The organism is Microbacterium sp. ZXT2-5 (genome assembly GCF_055329545.1).
This window is the reverse complement of the sequence record NZ_JBUZWD010000001.1, coordinates 425,370-443,709: the sequence shown is the minus strand read 5'-3', so window position 1 is coordinate 443,709 and position 18,340 is coordinate 425,370. Positions and strand designations below refer to the sequence as shown.

General features: G+C 73.0%; 18 protein-coding genes and 1 riboswitch. Of the genes, 6 read left to right on the top strand and 12 right to left on the bottom strand.

The window, feature by feature from the left end:
* Positions 1-36 precede the first annotated feature (36 nt).
* The 4 genes from ACZBH1_RS02015 to ACZBH1_RS02000 are packed head-to-tail and all read left to right on the top strand — an operon-like array spanning position 37 to position 3,607.
* On the top strand, positions 37-1,002 hold the full coding sequence (locus ACZBH1_RS02015) for a carbohydrate ABC transporter permease (RefSeq protein WP_336398324.1): 966 nt from the start codon (positions 37-39) through the stop codon (positions 1,000-1,002).
* On the top strand, positions 999-1,841 hold the full coding sequence (locus ACZBH1_RS02010) for a carbohydrate ABC transporter permease (protein WP_336398325.1): 843 nt from the start codon (positions 999-1,001) through the stop codon (positions 1,839-1,841). The genes ACZBH1_RS02015 and ACZBH1_RS02010 overlap by 4 nt, the downstream gene beginning before the upstream one ends.
* A gap of 43 nt (positions 1,842-1,884) precedes the next feature.
* Positions 1,885-2,835 (top strand): ROK family protein, encoded by a 951-nt coding sequence (locus ACZBH1_RS02005; protein ID WP_463645324.1) that lies wholly within the window; start codon positions 1,885-1,887, stop codon positions 2,833-2,835.
* Positions 2,828-3,607: a glucosamine-6-phosphate deaminase gene (locus ACZBH1_RS02000; protein ID WP_336398327.1), complete on the top strand. Its 780-nt coding sequence runs from the start codon at positions 2,828-2,830 to the stop codon at positions 3,605-3,607. The genes ACZBH1_RS02005 and ACZBH1_RS02000 overlap by 8 nt, the downstream gene beginning before the upstream one ends.
* Positions 3,608-3,640: 33 nt before the next feature.
* On the opposite strand, the gene ACZBH1_RS01995 is transcribed toward ACZBH1_RS02000, so the two are convergent.
* The 6 genes from ACZBH1_RS01995 to ACZBH1_RS01970 form a co-directional block, all read right to left on the bottom strand.
* Positions 3,641-4,045 (bottom strand): NUDIX hydrolase, encoded by a 405-nt coding sequence (locus ACZBH1_RS01995; protein ID WP_378882277.1) that lies wholly within the window; start codon positions 4,043-4,045, stop codon positions 3,641-3,643.
* Positions 4,042-5,433: an FAD-binding oxidoreductase gene (locus ACZBH1_RS01990; protein WP_463645323.1), complete on the bottom strand. Its 1,392-nt coding sequence runs from the start codon at positions 5,431-5,433 to the stop codon at positions 4,042-4,044. The genes ACZBH1_RS01995 and ACZBH1_RS01990 overlap by 4 nt, the downstream gene beginning before the upstream one ends.
* Positions 5,430-5,843 (bottom strand): YrdB family protein, encoded by a 414-nt coding sequence (locus ACZBH1_RS01985; protein WP_336398330.1) that lies wholly within the window; start codon positions 5,841-5,843, stop codon positions 5,430-5,432. The genes ACZBH1_RS01990 and ACZBH1_RS01985 overlap by 4 nt, the downstream gene beginning before the upstream one ends.
* 41 nt (positions 5,844-5,884) lie before the next feature.
* The gene (locus tag ACZBH1_RS01980; protein WP_463645322.1) at positions 5,885-8,119 is read right to left on the bottom strand and encodes a sigma-70 family RNA polymerase sigma factor; all 2,235 of its coding nucleotides are present in this window, start codon (positions 8,117-8,119) and stop codon (positions 5,885-5,887) included.
* A 352-nt stretch (positions 8,120-8,471) separates the two neighbouring features.
* A complete protein-coding gene (gene nagA / locus ACZBH1_RS01975) occupies positions 8,472-9,608 on the bottom strand; it encodes an N-acetylglucosamine-6-phosphate deacetylase (RefSeq protein WP_336398342.1) in 1,137 nt (378 codons plus the stop codon).
* A complete protein-coding gene (locus ACZBH1_RS01970) occupies positions 9,605-11,140 on the bottom strand; it encodes a beta-N-acetylhexosaminidase (protein WP_463645321.1) in 1,536 nt (511 codons plus the stop codon). Before ACZBH1_RS01970 ends, nagA begins: the two co-directional genes overlap by 4 nt.
* A 58-nt stretch (positions 11,141-11,198) precedes the next feature.
* Positions 11,199-11,283: riboswitch (ZMP/ZTP riboswitch) on the top strand.
* 38 nt (positions 11,284-11,321) lie between these two features.
* On the opposite strand from ACZBH1_RS01970, the gene glyA reads away from it, so the two are divergent.
* Positions 11,322-12,596 (top strand): serine hydroxymethyltransferase, encoded by a 1,275-nt coding sequence (glyA, locus tag ACZBH1_RS01965; protein ID WP_378882288.1) that lies wholly within the window; start codon positions 11,322-11,324, stop codon positions 12,594-12,596.
* 99 nt (positions 12,597-12,695) lie between these two features.
* Positions 12,696-13,577, top strand: coding sequence for a bifunctional methylenetetrahydrofolate dehydrogenase/methenyltetrahydrofolate cyclohydrolase (locus tag ACZBH1_RS01960; RefSeq protein ID WP_378882291.1), 882 nt, complete (start codon positions 12,696-12,698; stop codon positions 13,575-13,577).
* A gap of 37 nt (positions 13,578-13,614) precedes the next feature.
* On the opposite strand, the gene ACZBH1_RS01955 is transcribed toward ACZBH1_RS01960, so the two are convergent.
* The 6 genes from ACZBH1_RS01955 to ACZBH1_RS01930 all read right to left on the bottom strand — a co-directional run bounded on the left by ACZBH1_RS01955 (position 13,615) and on the right by ACZBH1_RS01930 (position 18,330).
* Positions 13,615-14,712 (bottom strand): RNA polymerase sigma factor, encoded by a 1,098-nt coding sequence (locus tag ACZBH1_RS01955; protein ID WP_463645320.1) that lies wholly within the window; start codon positions 14,710-14,712, stop codon positions 13,615-13,617.
* A 62-nt stretch (positions 14,713-14,774) separates the two neighbouring features.
* Positions 14,775-15,155, bottom strand: a complete 381-nt coding sequence (locus tag ACZBH1_RS01950; RefSeq protein WP_463645319.1) for a YciI family protein — start codon at positions 15,153-15,155, stop codon at positions 14,775-14,777.
* Between the two features lie 75 nt (positions 15,156-15,230).
* Positions 15,231-15,797 carry a hypothetical protein gene (locus ACZBH1_RS01945; RefSeq protein WP_463645318.1) on the bottom strand — a complete coding sequence of 189 codons (567 nt, stop codon included), beginning with the start codon at positions 15,795-15,797 and terminating at the stop codon, positions 15,231-15,233.
* A 73-nt stretch (positions 15,798-15,870) separates the two neighbouring features.
* Positions 15,871-16,665 carry a transglutaminase-like domain-containing protein gene (locus tag ACZBH1_RS01940; protein ID WP_336398349.1) on the bottom strand — a complete coding sequence of 265 codons (795 nt, stop codon included), beginning with the start codon at positions 16,663-16,665 and terminating at the stop codon, positions 15,871-15,873.
* Between the two features lie 91 nt (positions 16,666-16,756).
* Complete coding sequence (locus ACZBH1_RS01935; protein ID WP_463645317.1) at positions 16,757-17,560, bottom strand: HpcH/HpaI aldolase family protein; 804 nt, start codon at positions 17,558-17,560, stop codon at positions 16,757-16,759.
* Complete coding sequence (locus tag ACZBH1_RS01930; RefSeq protein WP_463645316.1) at positions 17,545-18,330, bottom strand: 2-keto-4-pentenoate hydratase; 786 nt, start codon at positions 18,328-18,330, stop codon at positions 17,545-17,547. The genes ACZBH1_RS01935 and ACZBH1_RS01930 overlap by 16 nt, the downstream gene beginning before the upstream one ends.
* Positions 18,331-18,340: the final 10 nt, after the last annotated feature.

The window sequence follows — 18,340 nt, the reverse complement described above, 5'->3', positions numbered from 1 at the left end:
CCCCAGGGCTCGCACGATCTTGAGAGGAGGTTCGCCATGACGACCATTCCCGCGGAGGCATCCGCACCGCCGGCCTCGCCGTCGGCGTCACGGCCCGAACCCGAACAGCCGCGACGGCGCGGCTTCCCGTGGGCGCCGCTCGCGCTGCTCACACCCGCGCTCATCATGCTCGTCGTCTTCATCGGCTGGCCCCTGGTGCAGCTCGTGATCATGTCGTTCCAGGAGTTCGGGCGTGCGCAGATCTTCGGCGCCGCACCGGAGTTCATCGGCATCGACAACTACGTCTCCGTGCTGACCGACCCCGAGTTCTGGGCCGTGCTCGGACGCAGCGTCGCCCTCTGCGTCGTGAGCGTCGTGGCCACCATGCTCCTCGGCGTCGCGATCGCGGTGATGATGACCAGGCTCGGCGCGGTGATGCGCACCGCGGTGTCGATCTCGCTGCTCCTGGCCTGGGCGATGCCGGCGCTGACCGCCACCATCGTGTGGGGCTGGATCTTCGACACCCAGTACGGACTCGTGAACTGGCTGCTGACCCAGCTCACGGGTGAGAACTGGATCGGCCACAGCTGGCTGATCGACCCCACGAGCTTCTACGCCGTCGCGGCGATCATCATCACGTGGGGAGCGATCCCGTTCGTCGCGTTCAGCACCTACGCCGCGCTCATGCAGGTCCCGGACGAGGTGCTGGAGGCGGCCTCCCTCGACGGCGCCGGCGGCTTCGCCCGGTTCCGCCTCATCGTCATGCCCTACCTGCGGTCCGTGCTGCTGGTGCTGCTGGTCCTCCAGATCATCTGGGACCTCCGCGTGTTCGCCCAGATCTACGCGCTGCAGTCGATCGGCGGCGTCCGCGCCGAGACCAACACCATCGGCGTCTACATCTACAGCGTCTCGATGGCCTCCGGCGACCTCGGCGCGGGGGGAGCGATCTCGGTGATCCTCGTCATCCTCCTGCTGGTCATCTCGGGCTACTGGATCCGCACCATGCTGAAGGAGGAGTCATGACAGGCCGCCCCCGCCGCGCCGTGGCACGGGTGTCGCTGAACGCCGCCGCCCTCGTCGTCATCGTCGCCTCGCTCTTCCCCGTCTACTGGATGGTGAACACGTCCCTGCTGCCGGCATCCGCGGTGCGCTCGACCACGCCGCACTGGTGGCCCGACGAGTTCACCCTGAGCAACTATCAGGAGGCGCTCGGCGACGACAGCCTGGTGAACGCGCTCTTCAACTCGATGGCGGTGACCGGCATCACGCTCGTGGTGGCGCTCGCCTTCGCCTTCCTCGGGGCCGTCGCGGTGTCGCGCTACCGTTTCCGCACGCGGACGTCCTTCATCGTCGCGATCCTCGTGATCCAGATGATCCCCGCGGAGGCCATGATCGTCTCGGTGTTCCGCGTGCTGGACGGCTGGTACCTGCTCAACACGATCATCGGCCTGAGCTTCGTCTACATCGCGTTCGTGCTGCCGTTCACGATCTGGACGCTGCGCGGCTTCGTCAACGGCGTGCCCGCCGACCTCGAAGAGGCTGCGATGATCGACGGATGCAGTCGCTCGGGCGCCTTCTGGCGCATCACGTTCCCGCTGCTCGCGCCGGGACTGATCGCGACCGGGGTGTTCGCCTTCATCCAGGCCTGGAACGAGTTCGTCTTCGCCCTCGTCATCATGACGCGCCCGGAGTCGCTCACGCTGCCCATCTGGCTGCGGGCCTTCGTGCAGGCGACGAAGGCGACCGACTGGGCGGTCGTCATGGCCGCCTCCACGATCATGGCGGTGCCTGTCATCGTCTTCTTCCTCATCGTCCAGCACCGCATGACCAGCGGTCTGGTCTCCGGGGCGGTCAAGGGCTGATGCGCGGGGGTTCTGGGCCGGCGTCCCGCGGGGAGGCCGGCGGATGAGGATCGGGCTGGACGTCGGCGGAACCAAGACCGACGTCGTCGCGGTGGACGATGCCGGTGCCGTCATCGGTCGTCTGCGGGTGGCCACGGGATGGGGACCGGATGCCGTCGTCGACACGGTGGTGGACGCCGTGCGGGCCCTCGGCGCCGAGACCGGTGTCGACCTCGGCGCGGTGCGGTCGGTGGGGGTCGGCATCCCCGGCCAGGTCGAGCCGGGGACCGGACGCGTCGTGCATGCGGTCAACCTCGGCGTCGACGAGCTGGACCTCGCCGCGGCGGTCTCGCCCCGGCTCGGCGTGCCCGTGCGGGTGGAGAACGACGTCAAGGCGGCCGCTCTCGGCGCCCACGCGCTGCATGCGGTCTCGGGACCGCCGCCGCGGTCGATGGCGTATCTGAACCTCGGCACCGGCGTCGCGGCCGGCATCGTGTCGGAGGGAACGCTGTGGCGAGGGGCGCGCGGTGCCGCCGGCGAGGTGGGTCACATCTCCATCGACCCGAACGGGCCGGTCTGCCGCTGCGGGCAGCGGGGGTGCATCGAGGCCTTCGCGGGCGGCGGGGCCATCGCCGAGCGATGGGGGCGGCGCTCGGCCCTCCCCGTGCGCGACGTGTTCGACGCCGCCGACGCGGGCGATCCGTCGGCGCAGCGGCTGCGCGCGGGTCTCGCCCTCGGCGTGGCGGCCGCCGTGCGGGTACTGGTGCTCACCGCCGACGTCGATATCGTGGTCCTCGGAGGGGGTGTGACAGCGCTGGGCGATCGGCTGATGACGGATGTCGCAGCCGAGCTGTCGGCCAGCGCCGAGGCATCCCCGTTCATGCGCTCCCTGCACCTCGCCGAGCGCGTCGAGCTGCTGCCGCCGGGTTCGCCCGCGGCGGCGCTGGGCGCCGCGCTCGTGGGTGCGGAGGGCGATGCCACACACGACACCGAGGAGGCTCTGGTCCATGGCTGAGATCGTCATCGTCCGCGACAAGGAGGCCGCGGGGGCGCTCGTCGCCGATCACATCGCGGCGCTCGTGCGAGAGAATCCCGAGACGGTCCTGGGTCTTGCGACCGGGTCGACCCCGCTTCCGGTGTACGAGGCCCTGAAGCCGCGGCTGGAGGGTCTGGACGTGTCACGCGTGCGCGGCTTCGCGCTGGACGAGTACGTCGGGATCGACCCGGCCCACCCCGAGAGCTACCGCTCGGTCATCACGCGGGAGGTCGTGGAGCCGCTGGGCCTCGACCCCGAGCTGATCCGCACGCCCGACGGCACGCCGGAGGGCATCGAGTTCCACGGCGACGAGTACGAGGCGGCGATCCTGGACGCCGGCGGCATCGACCTGCAGATCCTCGGCATCGGCACCGACGGCCACATCGGCTTCAACGAGCCCGGCTCGTCGTTCGCCTCCCAGACGCGCGTGAAGACGCTCACCGAGCAGACCCGGCGCGACAACGCGCGGTTCTTCGACTCGATCGACGACGTGCCGATGCACTGCATCACGCAGGGGCTGGGCACGATCCTGCGGGCGCGTCACCTGGTGCTGCTGGCCTTCGGCGAGGGGAAGGCGGCGGCTGTCGCCGGCGCGGTCGAGGGGCCGCTGAGCGCGTCGCTGCCCGGGTCGGCCATCCAGCTGCACGCCCGCGCGACGGTGGTCGTCGACGAGGCGGCCGCATCGCAGCTGCGTCGCGCCGACTACTACCGCTACGCGTTCGACAACAAGCCCGACTGGCAGGGCATCTGATCCCGGCTTCGGACGCGTGACGGATGCCGCGGCTCAGCGCCAGGCGTAGCGGATGAGCTGGTTCCTTGAGAGCGGTGCGAGGGGCGTCGCCTCGACCTCGTGCTCGCCGATCCACCGCAGCTCGGCGATCTCGGCCGCCGGGATCGCCGTGCCCGAGCCCGCCGCAACCCTGAGGACGTAGGCGTCGGCCACGACGAGGTGACCCGGCTCGTTGGCGGCGGCATCCGTGAACCGTCCGAGCGGCTCGAACGCGGCGCGGTCGGCCACGATGCCGGTCTCCTCGGCCACCTCGCGCACGACCGCGTCGAGGGCGGTCTCGCCGGGGTCGGGCTTGCCGCCGGGCTGCTGGAACACCGTCGCGCCGTGCTTGCGGACGACGAGCGCCCGGCCGGCGTCGTCGACCACGACGGCGGCGCTGACGTGCACCGTGGCGGTCACGGCGCGAACACCTTGCCCGGGTTCAGGATGCCCTGCGGATCGAACAGGCGGGTGATCTGCCGCTGCAGCTCCCACTGGTCCTCGCCCAGCTCGTCGGCGAGCCACCGGCGCTTGAGCACGCCGACGCCGTGCTCGCCGGTGAGCGTGCCGCCCAGCCGCAGCGCGGCGCGGAACAGGTCGTCGGCCGCGCGCCAGATGTACTCGGGAGCCTCGACGACGCCGAACTCGTCGGGCACGCCCTCGAAGATGAAGTTGGGGTGCAGATTGCCGTCGCCGGCGTGGGCGACCGTGGGGATGACGACGCCGTGCTCGCGCTCGACGCGGGCGATCTCGTCGAACATCGCCGGGAGCGCGCTGCGCGGCACCGAGACGTCCTCGATGAGCGCGGTGCCGAGCGTCTCCATCGCGGGGTGCATCGATCGGCGGACCGTCAGCAGCCGCTCGCCCTCCTCGCGATCGTGCGAGACCGCGACCGTGCCGCCGGCGCCGCGCAGCACCGCGGCGATCGCCTCGGCCTCCGCGATGGCCGCGGGACCGTCGGTCTGGATGGTCAGCTGGGCGGCGCCCGGGGTGGGTGGGCCCAGCGACAGCAGGGCGTGCACCGCGGCGAGGGACGCGGCATCCATGAGCTCCATGATCGCCGGCTGCGTCCCGGACGCCGTGACGGCGGCGGATGCCTCGGCGGCCGTCCGCACGTCGGGGAAGGTCGCGGCGATCGTGCACACCTCGCCGGGCATGAGCCGGCGCAGCTTCAGGGTCGCGCCCACGATCACCCCGAGCGTGCCCTCGGACCCGATGACCAGCGACGTGAGGTCGAGGCCGGTCACCCCCTTGACGGTGCGGTGGCCGAGCGTGAGCAGCCGTCCGTCGGCCAGGACGATGTCGACGCCCAGCACCGCGTCGCGTACCACGCCGTACTTGGCGCACAGCAGTCCGCCGGCGCCGGTCGCGATGTTGCCGCCCACGGTCGAGATCGCCCGGCTCGCGGGGTCGGGCGCCCACCAGAGGCCGTGCGGGGCGAGCGCGGCGTTGAGGTCGGCGTTGAGGATGCCGGGCTCCACGACGGCGAGGAGGTCGTCCGGACGCACCTCGAGGATGCCGTCCATGGCGCGCATCGAGAGGGCGATCTCGCCGGCGCCCGCGTTGGCGCCGCCCGCGAGGCCGGTGCCCGCGCCGCGGGTGACGACCGGCGTGCCTGTCTCGCTCGCGATGCGGAGGGTGCGCTGGACGTCCTCGACGCTGCGGGCGTGCACGACGGCGATCGGGTGCCCGGATGCCGCATGCCCCGACTTGTCGGCGCGCGCGGCGGCCAGCGACGCGGGTGAGGTGTCGACCCGGTCGCCGAGCTCGGCGCGCAGGAGGGTGAGCGCGTCCGCGCCCGTGGTCACGAGAGGCGCCGGCGGCCGACGATCACGCCGGCGGTGACGGCGATGACGCCGTAGGCGAGGCCGATCCAGGCGTTGCCCATGCTCCACCACGCGATCGTCGCCGACGCGTACACCAGGAGCTCGACGACGGCGCGCACGAACGGATGCACGGCGAGCACGGCGCGCGGTGAGACGAAGAGCGCCCAGGCGAGGATGGCGACGACCGGAGCCGCGATGCCCGCCACGATGTTCCACGGGAACGGCCACATCGTGAAGCCCCACAGCGCCAGGGTGGCGAAGGCGAAGAGCTCGCACAGGAACGCCACGATGTCGATCGCCGAGAGCGGCGGGCGGGTGCCCGGTGCCGGTTCGGACGCCTGCGGCGCAGCCTTGCTCGTGGGCGCAGGCGTGGCGCCGGTCGTGTCGGACATGGCCTCCAGTCTACGGCGGGATGCCGCACCCGCCGGCCGGGTCAGTCTCCGGCGGGCGCCGCCCCGCGCGCGTCCGCGGCGGCGTCGGCGCGTGCCGCAGGCCCCCGGCTGTCCGTGGCGTCGGCAGCCGCCTGGGCCGCCTCGGCGGCAGGCGCCGCCGGGGTCTCGCGGGCGGGGGTTTCGCGCCCGGTGGCGGTCGGAGTCGGGCGCTCCGGCGTGGCGGGCGTGCCGGGCTCGGCGGCGGGCGCCGCCGGGGTTGCGCGCTCCTCGGGCTCCGCAGCAGCCGGCGAGTGCGGTGTCGAGCCCCTCGTCGCCGTCGGGCTGGTCTCCGCCGGTCGATTCCCGGGGGCCTGGCCTGGGCGGGCGTCTGCCGCCTGCTCGGCGCCGGTCGCGTCCTGGCCGCGTGCATCCGCGGCCGGCGACGCCGCCCGCTTCTCCTCGGCCGGGGAGCCGGCGGCGGTCGGTCGCGTCGGGGCTGCGGCCTCCGGCGTCTCCGGCGCTGCTGTCTCGGTCTTGCCGGGCCGCGTGCTGCTGTTCGGCGCGCCGCTCGGCTTCTTCTCGTCCACGCCGGCCGCATCGTCGTCGCCGGCCGGCTCCTCGCTGACCGCGGCGCCGCCGTTGCCGCGGCCGGGGGTCTGAACCGGCGTGCCGGGCGTGGTCGCCTCGTCGCCGCGTCCGCTTCCGTACGCATTGCCGTTGCCGGTGCCGTACGCATTGCCGTTGCCGGTGCCGTACGCGTTGCCGTTGCCGTTCTTCGTCGGGCCGTCGGGGGCGTCGCCCGCCTCATCGCCGGCCTCGTCGCCGTCTTCGGCGGCGCTGCCGTCGGCCTCGTCGTCGGTGGCGTCGCCCCGGCTGGGGCGCTCGCCGTCCGCGCCCTGACCGCCGGTGTCGCGCCTGCCCCGCACCACGTCGTCCGACGGTCCGTGCTCGGCGATCACGGAGATGTCCGCGGGATCCGGGCCCGGCTCGTCCGAGAGCTGCAGCGCGGGTTCGTCCTCATCGACGATGCCGGGCAGCGCGTCGAGGAGGCCGGGCTCGGACGCCGTCACGGCCGGTGTCGGCGCAGGGTCGGGTGCTGCGGCCGGCAGCGCCACCGCCGCCACCACACTGCTGACCACCACGAGGCCCGCAGCCGCCAGGCCCGAGGCGGCGCCGATCCCGGCCAGGGTCGACCCGCCGACGGCGCCGGCGACGATGCCCGTCGTCGTCCCCGCCGCGACCGCGCTGCCCACGGCGCCGGCGCTCGAGGTGACCGCGACGGCGCTCGCCCCGACCCCGGTGCCGGTGCTCGCGATCGCACTCGTCGAACCGGCGAGCGTCCCGCCGGTGGTCGCGGCGGCGCCGCTGCCGGCGCCTGTGGAGGTCCCGGCGCCGATCGCGAGGTCGGCCGCGCGGGGGAGGACCGCGGCGGCGCCTTCCACGACGGCGGACGGCATCTCGGCCATCGCGACCAGTGTCGTGCCGCCGCCCTGGACCGTCGCCAGGTAGCCCGCGGTGCCGGTGGCCCCGATCGCGAGCGGAAGCAGCACCAGGGCGAGGCGGCTCGAGACCTCCTTGGCCTCGCTCGCGACGATCGAGCACCGCACGCAGCTGGACAGGTGGCGCTCGACCTTGGCGTGGTCGCGGCGTCCGAGGTTGCGCCGGGCGTAGGCGCCCAGGCGCTCGATCGTCCACTGGCACTCGGACCCGTCGGCGACCGAGCGCAGGTGCGCCTGGATCCACGCCTCGCGCAGCCCCTCACGCGCGCGGAACGTCAGCTGCGCCACCGCCGTCGGCTTCATGCCGAGGAGGGGCGCGATCTCGGCCGGCTTCATCTGCTCGATCTCGGAGTACCAGAGCACCTCCTGCCAGCGCGTGGGCAGGCTGCGGAACGCCTGGTGCGTGAGGCCGCGGTCGAGCGCGGCCTCGCTCTCGTGCTCGCCGGCCGCCGGGTCCTCGACGCCGTCGAGCTCGTCGTACGCCGTCTCGCGGCGCGCGCGTCCCCACGCCGCTGCGGTGTTGCGGATGCTCGTGAACAGGTACGCGCGGAAGGATCCGGTGGGGCCGCCGCCGGACACGATGGAGTGGTAGATGCGGGTGTACGCCTCCTGCACCAGGTCGTCCGCGTCCAGGCTCGACGTCATGTTGCGCGCCACCGTGACGCCCGCCCGGTAGTGGCGGCGCCACAGCTCACCGAAGGCGCCGGAGTCGCCCGAGCGGGTGCGGGTCACGAGGTCGGAGTCGGCGACGACGTCGGCATCGACCGCGTCGTGTTCGCGTACCTCGTCGTGTTCCATGAATCCCCAGACTCCACAGCGCCACGATCGCGCACGCCCCGGTGCGCGGCGCGTCTCGCGTCGCGACTGGGTCCATTGTCGCGGCCCTGCCTCGATTTGACCAGTGGTCTGCGCAGCCCGCCGGCGCAGCGGCGCGATGCGCGCTCCTCGCCGTGCTCCGCGAGCCCGAAGAAAATCTTCGCGAAGTCGCGTAATAGATGCCGGGACCCGCGGTCTCTCTGGTCAGAGTGGCAGGCCGCCCTTGTGTGGGGCACGACGGCGGCGGCCCCCCGCAGGATCATCCCGCGGATATGGCGGGGCTCGAAGGTATCTCGGGGGAGGGACCTTCGGCCCCGCCTTCATCGTGCCTGCGTCAGTCGGAGCTGCCCGCGACCCACACCCGGCGCACGGCGAGGTCGTCGTCCAGCAGCACCGCGTCGGCGAGGGAGCCTTCGTCCAGCCGTCCCAGGTCGGGTCGGCCGATCGCCTGCGCGGGGGTCTGCGTCGCGGCGCGCACCGCGTCGTCGAGAGCGACTCCGGCCGCGACGACGTTGCGCACTGCGGCATCCTGCGTGAGCGTCGACCCGGCGATCGCGCCGCCGTCCTCCAGGCGCGCCACTCCTCCGTCCACCCGTACGGCGAGCCCGCCGAGCACGTAGCGCCCGTCCGCCGCGCCCGCCGCCGCCATCGCGTCGGTGACCAGCGCCATGCGGTCGCCGTCGGCGGCGAAGAGCGTCGCGATCAGGGCGAGGTCGACGTGCACCCCGTCGGCGATGATCTCGACGGTCACGCGGTCGTCGCGCAACGCCGCGACGACCGGTCCCGGTGCGCGGTGGTGGATGCCGTTCATCGCGTTGAAGGCGTGCGTGAGGATGGTCGCGCCGGCGTCGAACGCGCGACGGGCGACGGCGGCGTCCGCGTCGGTGTGCCCGACCGCGACGGCCACGCCCGCGTCGACGAAGCGGCTGATGGCCTCGAAGGCGCCCGGGAGCTCGGGAGCGAGGGTGACCTGCCGGATCGATCCTCGTCCGGCCTCGAGCAGGCGGTCGACGGATGCCGCGTCCGGGGCGCGCAGCAGCGCCTCTGCGTGCGCGCCCTTGTGACCGGGGTCGAGGAACGGTCCCTCCAGGTGGGAGCCCATGATCGTCGGGTCGGATTCGGTCAGGTCGGCGACCATCGCGACCCGCGCGGCCAGCTCGTCGATCGGCGCGGTGATCAGCGACAGCACGGCGCGTGTCGTGCCGTGGGCCCGGTGCACTGCGCGCGCTGCGCGGATCGCCTCCGGGCCGTCGTCGAAGCCGGCACCGCCCCCGCCATGCCCGTGGATGTCGATGAAGCCGGGGACGAGGCATCCGCCCCTGCCGTCCACGACGTCCTGGGCAGCAGGGAGGTCGCCGCCCGCCCCGGCGCCCGAGACCCGGCCGTCCTCGAACAGGACCCAGCCGTCGCCGCGGCCGGAGTCGACGCCTGCCGACCCGAGCAGGCGGACGGTGTGGACGAGCGTGCTCATGCGGTGCGTCCTTCCTCGGCGGCCCACGGGATCTCGTCGGAGGGGTGGAAGCCGATGCCCATCGCGGTCCACAGCGGACCCAGCGCGCCGACGCGCTCGCGGAAAGACGCCCACGTGCGGAGCTCGCTGTCGCCGGTCGCCGGCGACCACCCGGCCTCGGCCGCCGCGGCGATGCGGGGGAAGGCCATGGTGTCGATGTCGGCGGCGGTGCGGACCGTCTCGGTCCACAGCGCGGCCTCGATCCCGAGGATGGCGGCCTCGTCGACGCCGGGCACGACGTCGGACGGCTCCCACGAGTACGCGCGCTCGACGCTCGTCGGTCCGTCGGCCCACGTCAGCCCGAGCGCGGGACCGGACGGGTACTTCATGTCGAGGTAGATCGCGTCGGCGGGGGAGAGGATGAGCCCGCCGCCGTTGTCGACGAACGCCCTCGCCTTCTCGCCGGAATCGCCCTGCGGCCTCACGAAGCCCCAGTACTGGCCGATCGTCGTGTCCGCGATGTCCTTCGCGGCGCCCGCCTCGTGCCACGCGACCGGCGTCTTGCCGAGGTCGGCGATGATCGCGCTGACGCGGGTGACGAACTCGTCGAAGTCCGCGGCGCTGGTCGACAGCGATTCGTCGCCCCCGAAGTGGAGATAGGGCCCGGGCGTCATGGCCGTCAGCTCGCCGAAGACGTCGGCCACGAAGTCGTAGGTCGCCTCCTCGTGGATCTTCAGCGAGGAGAACCCCACCGCCATGCCGTCGTACGGCACGCCGGCGACGGGCGCGTCGCCGCCGTACTCGGCGAGCGTCTCGAGGATGTGGTCGCCGACCACCGGCTCCTCCGCCAGCTCGGGGTAGGCGAGCCCGACCGCGTGGGTGTGACCGGGCATGTCGATCTCGGGCACGACGATCATGTGCCGCGACGCGGCGTACCGGACGATGTCGCGGTAGTCGTCCTTCGTGTAGAACCCGCCCGGGTCGCCGCCGACCGAGCCGGCGCTCGCACGCTCCACGAGCTCGGGACGCGAGTCGAGCTGGATGCGCCACGCCTGGTCGTCGGTCAGATGGAGGTGGAGCGCGTTCATCTTCAGCGAGGCGGCGCGGTCGATGCAGCCCTTCACCGCCTCGACGGGGTGGAAGTGCCGGGCGACGTCGAGCATCAGCCCGCGGTAGGCGAACCGCGGTGCGTCGTCGATGCTCACGGCGGGCAGGCTCCAGCCCGCCCCGCGTGCGATCAGCTGCCCGAGGGTCTGCACGCCGTAGAACAGTCCGGCCGCGTCGGCTCCGGTGACGACGACGGATGCCTCCGCCACGTCGATCCGGTAGGACTCCGGCGCGCCGCCCGGCGTCACGCGCAGCTCGACGTCGGCGGCGCCCTCGGCGGCACCCAGGCTCAGCCCGGTCCGCGCCAGGACGATGGCGGCGAGGGCGGCCGTGGCATCCGCGTCCCCCGCCAGCGAGGTGGTCTCGGAGAGCCGGAAGGGCGCACCGCTGCCCGCCTCGATCGACGACGGTGCAGGGACGACGGCGGGAAGCGACGCGGCATGCATGTAAAGAGTCCTAACAAATCGGTCGGGCATCAGCCTAGCGGTTCGTCTTCGGTTATGCTCGGGATGTCGCGACTGGCGTTGAGGTGGGCCACCACCGGGGAGCGACCGACTACGGCATTCGACCGCACGCCTGGGCCGATGTGGGACACCCCTATCTGGAAGCCGTGAGTCAGGAGATCGCATGACCGATCAGTTCTTCAACGCCCCGCTCGCCGAGGTCGATCCCGAGATCGCCCAGGTGCTCGACCGCGAGCTGGACCGGCAGCGCGGATTCCTCGAGATGATCGCGTCCGAGAACTTCGTCCCCGTGTCGGTCCTGCAGTCGCAGGGCTCGGTGCTGACGAACAAGTACGCCGAGGGCTATCCCGGCCGCCGCTACTACGGCGGCTGCGAGGAGGTCGACGTCGCGGAGGAGCTTGCGATCCACCGCGCGAAGAAGCTCTTCGGCGCCGAGTTCGCCAACGTGCAGCCCCATTCGGGCGCCACCGCGAACGCCGCGGTGCTCCACGCGATAGCGCGCCCCGGCGACACGCTGCTCGGTCTGTCGCTCGACCAGGGCGGCCACCTCACGCACGGCATGAAGATCAACTTCTCGGGCCGGCTGTACAACATCGTCGCGTACGGCGTCGACCCCGAGACCTCGACCATCGACATGGACGAGGTCGCGCGGCTCGCGCGCGAGCACCGGCCGAAGGTGATCATCGCCGGCTGGTCGGCCTACCCCCGTCAGCTGGACTTCGCCCGCTTCCGCGCGATCGCCGACGAGGTCGGCGCCACGCTGTGGGTCGACATGGCGCACTTCGCGGGCCTCGTCGCGGCGGGTGTGCACCCGAACCCCGTGCCCCACGCGCACGTGGTGTCCTCGACGGTGCACAAGACCATCGGCGGCCCGCGCTCGGGTTTCATCCTCACCAACGACGCCGAGATCGCCAAGAAGATCAACACCGCGGTCTTCCCTGGCCAGCAGGGCGGCCCGCTCATGCACGTGATCGCGGCCAAGGCCACCGCGTTCAAGCTCGCGGCCACGCCCGAGTTCAAGGAGCGGCAGGAGCGCGTCCTGCGCGGCGCCCGCATCATCGCCGAGCGCCTGTCGCAGCAGGACGTGAAGGATGCCGGCATCACGGTGCGCTCCGGCGGCACCGACGTGCACCTCGTGCTGGTCGACCTGCGCAACGCCGAGCTCGACGGCAAGCAGGCCGAGGACCGCCTCCACGAGATCCGCATCACCGTCAACCGCAATGCGGTTCCCAACGACCCCCGCCCCCCGATGGTCACGTCCGGTCTGCGCATCGGCACGCCGGCGCTCGCCACGCGCGGGTTCGGCGACGCCGAGTTCACCGAGGTCGCCGACGTCATCGCCCTCGCCCTCCAGCCGGGCGCCGACCTCGAGGAGCTGCGCCTGCGGGTTTCGGCCCTGACCGCCGCGTTCCCGCTGTACCCCGACTTCCGCCATTGAGCGGAAGCGGGCGCCGCGGCGGGGGCGCTCGTCTGGTATCACTATCGAGATAGGGATTTCGGATGCCGCGGGTACGGCATCCGTCGACGGAGGCACGACATGACGGCACAGAAGCTCGACGGCAAGGCGGCCGCGGCCGAGATCAAGGACGAGCTGCGCGGGCGCATCGCCGCGCTGAAGGAGAAGGGCATCACGCCGGGCATCGCGACCGTGCTCGTCGGCGCCGACCCCGCGTCGCAGCTGTACGTGGGGATGAAGCACCGCGAGTCCGAGGCGATCGGGATGAACTCCATCCAGCGGGAGCTTCCGGCCGACGCCACGCAGGAGCAGGTCGAGGCGCTGATCGACGAGCTCAACGCCGATCCGGAGTGCCACGGCTACATCGTGCAGCTGCCGCTCCCGAAGCACCTCGACACCGACGCGATCCTGGAGCGCATCGATCCGGCCAAGGACGCCGACGGCCTGCATCCGACGAACCTCGGACGCCTCGTGCTCAACGTCAACGCGCCGATCACGACGCCGCTGCCGTGCACGCCCCGCGGTGTCATCGAGCTGCTCCTGCGCAACGGCTACGACCTGAAGGGCAAGGACGTCGTGGTGGTCGGCCGCGGAGTCACCATCGGCCGCTCGATCGGCCTGCTGCTCACCCGCCGCGAGATCAACGCCACGGTGACCCTCACACACACCGGCACCACCGACCTCGGCCACCACCTGCGCCAGGCCGACGTCATCGTCGCCGCCGCCGGCGTGAAGCACATCGTGCGCGCGGAGGACGTCAAGCCCGGCGCGGCCGTGCTCGACGTCGGCGTGACGCGCGAGGAGGACCCCGAGACCGGCAAGTCCCGCGTGTACGGCGACGTCGCCCCCGATGTCGCCGAGGTCGCGGGCTACCTGTCGCCGAACCCCGGCGGCGTGGGGCCGATGACCGTCGCGCTGCTCATGACGAACGTGGTCGAGGCCGCCGAGCGCGCCGCCGGCTGACGCCGGACGGGCTAGCCCGCCCGGCTCGTCGGCGGGCTCAGCGCAGCCGCGCCTCGGCGGCGGCGAGGGCCGCCCGGGCCCCGTCGGTCGGGGCGATCGCCACCAGTCCGCGGTAGAGCTTCACGAGAGCCTCGACGTCCAGCTCGCCGGTGCGGGCGCGGTCGCAGTGCACGGCCCGGATCGCCGCCTCGAGCTGGAAGCGACCGAGCGGACGACCGAGCGCGGAGGCGCGGCGCAGCAGCGCGGCGCCCTCGGCGATGAGCGAGCGGTCCCACAGCGCCGGGTCCTGTTCGTCCAGTGGCGGCCACGGCGCGGCCGCGCGTGCCAAGGCACGCGACTGGGCATACGTCAGCAGCGCGGCCAGGCCCCACGCCTCGGGCTCGTCGTCGAGGAGGGCGGCCGTCAGCACCGCGAGCCAGCGCGCCTCGTCGGCGAGCGACTCCCGCGGCTCGTCGCCCTGGTCGAGCCACGCGATCGCGTACGCGCCGTACACGGCCTCGAGCACGGCGGGCAGCCGGGCCGGCATGTCGGCCCGCGACGGCACCCGGAACGGGATCCCGGCGTCGCGGATGCGGCGCTTCGCGCGCACGAGCCGCTGCGCCATCGTCGCCGGTGCCACGCCGAACGCGCCGGCGATCTGCGCGGCATCGAACCCCAGCACCGTCTGCAGCATGAGCGGCGTGCGGGCGGCGGGATCGATCGCGGGGTGCGCGCAGGCGAACAGCAGCTCGAGCCGCCGGTCGGGGATGACCTCGCGTCGCGCGACGGCCGTCGCCGCGTCGCCGTCGTCGGCGAGCGTCGCCAGGAGTGCCTCATCGAGTGGCACGCCCGTGCGGCGCGCGGCGGAGCCCAGTGCGTCGCGGATGCGGTTGCGGGCCACGGTGACGAGCCACCCTTCGGGATTGGCGGGGATGCCGGCATCCGGCCACGTCCGCAGCGCCTTCTCGAACGCGTCGGCGAGGGCGTCCTCGACCAGCGCGATGTCCGGGCCGACGTGCCCGGAGGCTCCGCGCGACGCGCCGGCGGCGCGGGGAGGAGGCGAGGGGAGCGTCGAGGCGGCGACGACGGCGAGCAGCCGGCCGTACGACGTCCTCGCGGCGTGCTCGGCGGCCGCAGCAGCGGCGCCGGGCGCCACGCCCCCGGTCGATCCGCCCGGAACGACGGGCCGGTCGGGAGGGGGCACGGCGGCCGGCGGCATCAGCTCGCGAACGGGGTCCAGGCGCCGTCGCGGAAGTGCGTGGCGCTCGGGCGCACCTCGATGGTGCCCCAGCCGACCGAGGGCGCCTTGCCGGCCCACGCGACGGCGGCGTCGAGGTCGTCGACCTCGATCACGAAGGTGCCGCCGAGCTGCTCCGTCGTGTCGGCGAACGGGCCGTCCTGCACGCGCAGCGCACCGTCCGGCGCCGTGACGGTCGTGGTCACCGCGGACGGCTGGAGCACCTCGGCCGACACGAGCACGCCGGCGTCATCGAGCGCCTTGGCGTACTCGTCGAACTCGCGCATGCCCTCGGCCCACGCATCGGGGCCCATGTCGTCGGCGGTCATCTCGGGGTAGTGGAGGAGGAGTGCGTAGCGCATGGCGTCGTCCTTTCTGGAGGGGTGTGACACCTCTATGACGATCGGGGTCGACGCCGATCGACAGATCGGGCCCGATCAGCCCTTGCCGAGTTCGTCGAGCATGCGGCGCTGCTCGTCGGTGAGGCCGTCGTTCAGCTCGCGCCGGCCCGCGGCGGCCTCGGGGCTCGGCACCGGCGGGGCGGAGGCATCCGGCCCCGGCACACTGCGCGTACCGGTCGCCCGGTCGTAGAGGGTGCCGGCGTGCGTCTCGACCCGGTCATCGATCGCGGCGTAGATCGCCCAGCCGATGAGGAGGAAAACCGGGGGCAGCACCCACCCCCAGAATGCGCCGAAGATCCCGCCGCCGATCGACACGCCGGTGAAGACCACGGTGGCGATCCAGACGAGGAAGGCGACGGCGAAGGCGAGGAGGAACTCGACGAGCTTCTCGCCTGCCCGGGTGCGCTGGTGGGACGACCGGGCCGCCATCGAGCGGAACCACTTCTCGACGAGGGGCTTGATCCAGATCACGAGCGCGGTCAGGACGATGCCCGCCCACAATGCCGCCCAGCCGACGCGCGCGGGAGTGAGCCAGCCCACGACCAGCAGCACGACGATGTTGAACACGAGCAGCGACGTGAACCGCACGACCCACTTCTTCATGCCTCTCACTGTGCCATGTCCGCTCGGGCGCGGGTGACCGATGCCACCGCCCACCGTCCGGCCGGGGGGACGCTCAGGCGATCGAGACGAGCCTGTCGAGGTCGTCGTCCGGCAGCACGTCGGCGGTCGCGCCCACGGTGACGTCGACGAGGTCGGCGCGGCCCGACACCACCGTGAGGAACGCCGTGTCGGCGGCATCCCTCCCCGTCGCGATGCGGACGAGACTCGAGCGCGGGGCCAGCGTGGTGGCGTCGACGGCCCGCCACGCGTCGTCGATCCACGCCTCGGCGACCGCGTGGAAGTCCATCGGGTGCAGACCAGGCGCGTAGACGGCCACCATGCGGGCCGGGATGCCGAGCCCGCGCAGCAGCGCGATGCACAGGTGGGCGTAGTCGCGGCACACGCCCTGACGTGCGAGGAGGGTGCGGGTGGCGCCGTCCGTCGGGAGCGACGAGCCGGGGACGTACGCCAGGCGCGTGCCGACCCACGACGACACGGCGGCGAGGAGCTGGGTGGCGCCCTCGATGCCGGCGAACTCCGCGGCCGCTGTGGGGGCCATCGCATCGGACTCGGCGTAGCGGCTCTGACGGAGGTACACGAGCCGCTCGACGTCGTCGCCGCCGGCCGGGTCGCCCTCGTCGAGCGCGGCGGCGTACTCCATCGCGAACGCGCCGACCGGGGCGAGCACGCGGTGCAGACGCGTCCCGTGGGCGTCCAGGAGCTCCTCGATCTCGAGGGACCGGCCGTCGACGGTCGCCGAGATGCGCTCGGACGCGGGGGAGTAGTGGCGGGAGGCCGCGATGGCGAACACCAGTTCGGCGGGCTCGGTGATGTTCAGGGCGATGCGGCTGGAGACGTCGCGCTTCATGGGCCCAGCGTGTCACGCCCGCGCTGCGGGTGGGGGCCCTTGACAGGGTTCGCCCGGCGCCTGTCGCCGGGAGCAGCAGCGCTCGTGCGCCTCAGTACGACGCGCGGTCGCCGTCGCCGGATGCCACGACCCAGCGCGCCGCGAGGGCCTCGGACCCGCGCGCGAGCAGCGCGACGTCGGCGCCGACGAGGATGAAGGATGCTCCGGCGCCGAGGTACGCGTCGGCGGCGGCCGGATCGAACGCGTTGACGCCCGCGGGCTTGCCGGCGGCGCGCACGGCGTCGAAGGCGCGGTGGACGGCGGCCACGACGTCCGGATGCGTCTGCTGACCGAGGACTCCCATCGAGGCGGCGAGGTCGGACGGCCCGACGAACACCCCGTCGACCCCGTCGACCGCGGCGATCTCGGCGGCCGCCTCGACGCCCGCGGCCGTCTCGATCTGGACGAACAGCGACACGTGGTCGTCGGCGTCCCGCAGGTATCCGTCGACGCGGTTCCACCGCGCCGACCGGGCGAGCGCCGAGCCCACCCCGCGGTTCCCCCGCGGGGGATAGCGCACGGCGGCGACGGCGGCCTCGGCATCCGTCCTGGACGACACCATCGGCACGAGCAGGTTCTGGGCGCCGAGGTCGAGCACCTGCTTGATCGTCACGACGTCGCCGATGGGCACGCGGACGACGGGCGTCACCGGGTAGGCGGCGACCGCCTGCAGCTGCGCGAGCACGGACTCGAGGCCGTTGGGCGAGTGCTCCATGTCGATCAGCACCCAGTCCAGGCCCGAGCCCGCGCAGATCTCGGCCACCAGCGGCGATCCCGTGCACACCCACATCCCGGCCAGCGGGCGATCGGCGCCCGCGAGGGCGGCGCTCAAGGTCGGGCTCAGACGAAGCGGCATTCGATGACTCCCATCGGTCCGTAGTCGCACCTGACGCTATCTCCCCGCGAGACCCACATGGGGCGCGTGAAGGACCCGGCGAGGATGATCTCGCCCGCCTCCAGTCGTGCGCCGTGCTGGTGGAACTTGTTCGCGAGCCACGCGACACCGGTGGCGGGGTGGCCCAGCACGCCGGCGGCGACCCCGGTCTCCTCGATCTCGCCGTTGCGGCTGAGCACGCCCGGGACCCACCGCAGGTCGATCTCGTCGGGCCGCTTGCGCACATCGCCGAGCACCATCGCACCGTACGCGGCGTTGTCGGCGATCGTGTCGACGATCGTGCGGCCCTCCAGCTCGATGTGCGAGTTGAGGATCTCGAGGGCCGGCACGGCGTGCTCGATCGCGGCGAGGGCGTCCTCGAGCGTGCAGTCCGGACCGTCGAGGGGCTTCGCGAGCACGAAGGCGAGCTCGACCTCGATGCGCACGTTCGAGAAGAGGTCGACCGGGATCTCGGCGCCCGACTCGTAGACGGTGTCGTCGAACATCACGCCGTAGTCCGGCTCGGTGATGCCCGTCGCCTGCTGCATCGCCTTGGAGGTGAGCCCGATCTTGCGGCCGACGAGCCGGCGCCCGGCGGCGATGTTCTGGTCGCGCCACACCCCCTGGATCGCGTACGAGTCCTCGACCGTCGCGTCGGGATACCGTGCCGTGATCCGGGGGATGACCCCGTGCGTGCGGTCGGCCTCGGCGAGCTCCGCCGCGATGGCCGCGATCTGCTCGTGTGTCAGCATCCGATTCTCC